This window comes from Brachyspira catarrhinii, from assembly GCF_005518285.1.
Taxonomy (GTDB): Bacteria; Spirochaetota; Brachyspiria; order Brachyspirales; family Brachyspiraceae; genus Brachyspira; species Brachyspira catarrhinii.
Genome location: NZ_SJDU01000181.1, coordinates 1 through 4,573 on the forward strand (window position 1 = coordinate 1; position 4,573 = coordinate 4,573).

The 4,573-nt window shown below is 24.5% G+C and carries 4 protein-coding genes; all 4 read right to left on the reverse strand.

Features of this window, described 5'->3' with window-relative positions:
* Positions 1 to 326: 326 nt before the first annotated feature.
* Complete coding sequence (locus EZH24_RS07470) at positions 327 to 1,214, reverse strand: TaqI-like C-terminal specificity domain-containing protein (protein WP_201798576.1); 888 nt, start codon at positions 1,212 to 1,214, stop codon at positions 327 to 329.
* Between the two features lie 209 nt (positions 1,215 to 1,423).
* Positions 1,424 to 1,792 (reverse strand): ASCH domain-containing protein, encoded by a 369-nt coding sequence (locus tag EZH24_RS07475; protein WP_137998494.1) that lies wholly within the window; start codon positions 1,790 to 1,792, stop codon positions 1,424 to 1,426.
* Positions 1,770 to 3,296 carry a PIN domain-containing protein gene (locus tag EZH24_RS07480; RefSeq protein ID WP_137998495.1) on the reverse strand — a complete coding sequence of 509 codons (1,527 nt, stop codon included), beginning with the start codon at positions 3,294 to 3,296 and terminating at the stop codon, positions 1,770 to 1,772. The genes EZH24_RS07475 and EZH24_RS07480 overlap by 23 nt, the downstream gene beginning before the upstream one ends.
* 73 nt (positions 3,297 to 3,369) lie before the next feature.
* The coding region (locus tag EZH24_RS07485) for a TaqI-like C-terminal specificity domain-containing protein (protein WP_153227229.1) at positions 3,370 to 4,573 on the reverse strand (1,204 nt) is incomplete at its 5' end.

The following is a 4,573-nucleotide window of genomic DNA, read 5'->3' on the forward strand; positions in this document are numbered from 1 at the left end:
TATTATAATTTTTAATCAAACACCTCAATTTATAACTTCATATAAAAAGTTATCAACCTATATATATCATTAAATTCTAAACAAGGGCTAACAGCCCGCGTCATAAATTTAATAAAAATTTTTTTGCTTCTTTTTTTGAAAAAAGAAGTATAAAGCATACCAGTAATATACAGCTATACCTCAAGATTGTAAATGCTTTTTTTTCTTTTGTGCTACAAAAGAAATGCCATTTTCGCGTAGCGTGTCCAAGCAAAGCGAGGACATAAGGTTCTTTTTTTGGGCAAGCAAAAAAAGAACAAGTAAAAGTTTGCCTTCTTTCCAAAGAACTAACCCTCAATAATCTTTATTTCTTCATCACTCAACCCATAGAGCGAATAAACAATCTCGTCAATATTTTTTTCTAAAGGAGTAGTATCTTTATCTTGCTTTTTTAGCATTATAATATCATCGACGAGTTTTGTTATATTATTTTTAGTCTTAGAGTCGGCTTCTGGTATAGGAATATTTGCAAAAAATATTGCAGATAGTTCTCTAGTACCACCCTGTAACTCTGGACAATTCCACCTTATCCAAAAATGAGATACTTTAGAATTTAAAATACCTGTTAAATATTTTAAATTATTTTTGTTATTTTTGTTATCAATTATGAAAAAACACTTTTGATTAACATAAAAATTATTTTCATCATATATGAACGGTAAATATTTTGTCATATTAGGATATATTATTTTATTATTTTCAAAATATTTATAATAAGCTATACTATCTTGAGTTTCAAACCACTTGTTATTAGTTTTTTTACGGCAGCCTTTTTCTCCGCTTTGTTCTAATCTTTTACCAAAACTTTCTAAATATTTTTTTATAGCTTTATATTTATCTATATTTAGTTTTAAAGCAGGAAAAGTGCATATAAGATATAAATTATTAAAATCGTATGAATACCTTTTAATATCACGCCCCCTAAGTAAAGGCTTTATAATCTCTGCACTATTTTTATCCTCTTTAATGAGCCTATCTTTAGTTTCTTCATCTATAATAAACGCCTCATTATAACCAGTCTTGATACCATAATTAATTTTTATATCCCAGTCCTTCAAAGCCTTGTGCCTGCTAATCTTGTTAAAAATGCTCCTCTCCAAGCCGCTCATTATCACCCATTCTCTGCCAGCCTCACTGACCACAGCGTCAAACTTGGCACTTGCAATCTCTTTCAAACTGCCCGAATAGGTAACCCCTTCAAAACTACGCTCGCCCCGAGTATGTTTTTATTTAGTTTTAGAATAAAAAATTACTACTCGCCGTAGGGGCTTCCCGCACCGTATATCTTAAATTTGAGGCTAGTACAATGTAGGTGCGGATGAATATACAACAATTATCAAAAATAATTTAAAAAACTTATTTAATATATTAATAAATTCATTAATCATAGATATACAAAAGATTGAGGAGCATAAAAAATATTAAAATCTTCTAATTTTTTAGGTTTATTATATTTTTTTATCTTACCTATTTTTATAGCATACGCTATTTCTTTATTTTCAAGATATTTATAAAAGAAATCTACTGAAACACCAGACTCATATTTTATTATATTCCATACATTGTCTAAATCATCAGATATTATATCTTCTATTTCAAATTCACCAACTACTTTGGAAATAGGAGATGAAGAATATATTATGATTTTTTTTATATCCTTCCTTTTAAAAATAGATTTTCTAATCTCATATTTTTTACTACCATTAAATATTTTTTCAACATATTCAGGTTTAATAGACAATAAAACTTTCATTTACTTTACACTCTCTTAATATTAATAAAAATTGTTCTTTTGTTATTTGCTTCAATCCCCTAATCTCATTATCAGCTCCTGTTAAAATTCCTAATTTTAATAGTTTATCTCTATTCATTCTATCTCCAATTTGAAATGAATACACATATAAAAAATTAATTAAAAATGGTTTAGTATTGTTATAATTCCAAAAACTATATAATTGTTGATCTGTAAAAACACTCCTTTTTCTAGAATTTATTATAAATTCTTTTCCATTTTTAATGTTATCAATTTTTTCTTCAACTATTCCTATAGTAGTTATTACAGATGAATATCTAGCTGATTTTCCTTGCTCAGCTGTTCTATAAAATATTATAATATCTCCTTTTTTTATATTTTTTTCTAATGAGCGAGATACATAGACTTTGTTTATTGCATTTCTATAAGGTAAATCATCTTTAAAATCGTCTGCAGATTCCGTTTTTAAGTAAGAATCAGGTAATAAATCTGTATGATAATCTGGGTATATTGGAACTAAAAATATATTTGTATTTATAGAAAAAAATGGATAAGTGTATTTTGGTTCTTCCATATTAAACCTTTTTGAAAAATCTCTAATATATACTAATTCTCCATTCTCTCCTTTTTGCCCCCATTTAACAAAGCCATATTCTTCAAATAAATTAATTAATCTCTTTTGTCCATATCTTTTATCAAAAATTGTAACATATATTTCATCAACTTTATTAGCTATTGCATTATCAAATATTATTTTGATAAATCTTTCACCTAATTTAACACCATTATGTTCTACTTTAAAAGTACCTATTTTTAATCTTTTTTTAGGATAGAATGCAGGGATTATATCAGTATAGTTTTCATCTTTATCTTCAATTTTTAAATATAAAAAAGATAATAATTTTTTATCTTTGTAAGTAACATAAGCTATTTCATTAGATTTTTTATTAAACCATTTATCAAACCCAACATAATCTTCTTTTAAAGAATCAAAGAATTTATCTTCTAAATCTATATTTCCAAAATATTCTTTTTGTACAGATAAAACTTTATAATCAATGAGTTCAGGATTTTCTGCAATAACTTTTTCTAGAAACGAGTCTATTGTAAATACTTTATTATCTATATTTATTAATTTAGCTTTTTTATGTATTTTTTTATCTTCTGTAATAAATATATCAACTCTATCATTTAAAAGTTCATTTAATAATAAAGTATCATTCTTATCATTTTCTGTTTTATCATTTTTTTCGTATATTTCAATTAGTTTTTTATCTAATGGAGCTTGAGTCGTTAATAAAATATAGTTTTTAGATTTTATATTTATAATATTCAAAGTATCAAAATTTGAGTTCTTATTTAATTCATCATAGGTTATTTTATGCATGCATATCTCATATTTAGTTTTAATTAACCATTTAAATAAACTTCCTATTTCTCTATTAATTACTTTATTATTACTTTCCCTATGAATAATAATATTTGTATCTAAAAGTGCTTTCATAAAAACAAATCCAAAAATTAGTTTTATATATTATACTATAAAAAATAAAAATAAAAAACTTATTATAGTTCCATTACTCCCCCTCAATAATTTTAACTTCCTCATCGCTCAAATTATACAACTTGTAGACTAAAGAATCAATCTGCTTGTCAACGGCATTAATCTGCCTGTTAAGCATATTAATGGAGTTAGGATTTTTCTCGGAAGCTAATTTCTTGTTTAGAGATATGATACTGTCGACTAAAGCAGCCATCTTGTCATGCATTTCCTTGTCCTGTTTGTTGTTTAAATCTATATTAGGAAACTTAAAAGGAGATATAAATTCAGGAGTTAATCTATAGGCATTACCCCTTAAAGCGGTACTAGTATTTGATACAAAAAACCAAAATATCTTTGAATTTAAAATAGCGTAAAAATACATTTCGTTAAGATTATTAATTTTTTCATTAAATATTATGCTATGTATACTTGGACCATGATAAAAACAACCTTCAAAATCATAACTAATTCTTAAACTTACCAACATATCTGGTATCATAATCTTTTTTCTTTCATAATAGTTAATACTTCTTAAAGCCGAATATTTATAATAATCATTATCATTCATTTTGATTTTTCTAGTTAACAAAACTGATTTATATTTATTTAGATATCTATATGTTAACGGATATTTTATTTTTAATTCTTTAATATCTATTAATGACATATTATCATCATCTTTATTTTTTACATATGGTAATAATAAATATTTAGCTGCTTTTAAATCCTGATATCTTCTTATAGATTCCCCATAAAGAAAAGGAACTAATAAATCTTTTTCTAATTCTTCTTTTTCTTCTGAAATATTAGATTTAACTATATAAGTATTTTGATTTTCTTCTAAAATATCAAACAAATAAATATTATCATTACCTGTAGAAGAACCTTTAAATATCTTATATGTTATTTCTGAAAACAATAATTCTTGATTATCAATCTTATTTAAAATACATTGAACATCTGAATTATTAAAATTCCAAGAATTATTATTTAAAATAGAGTAATCAAATTTATCATACTCTATATTAGATAAATTTGTATAATCATCATTTAAACTAAATTGTTTATATAAAATATTATTTTTTTCTTTCTTAGATAAAAAGAGTAAACAAGTATATGTTGTAGCATTGCTAAAAACTTGATTTGTAGTAAAATTTACTATAGTATCAACGGCATTATTATTATATAAATATTTTCTTATTTTTTCTCCACTTTCTGATTGAAAAAACTTATGGGGT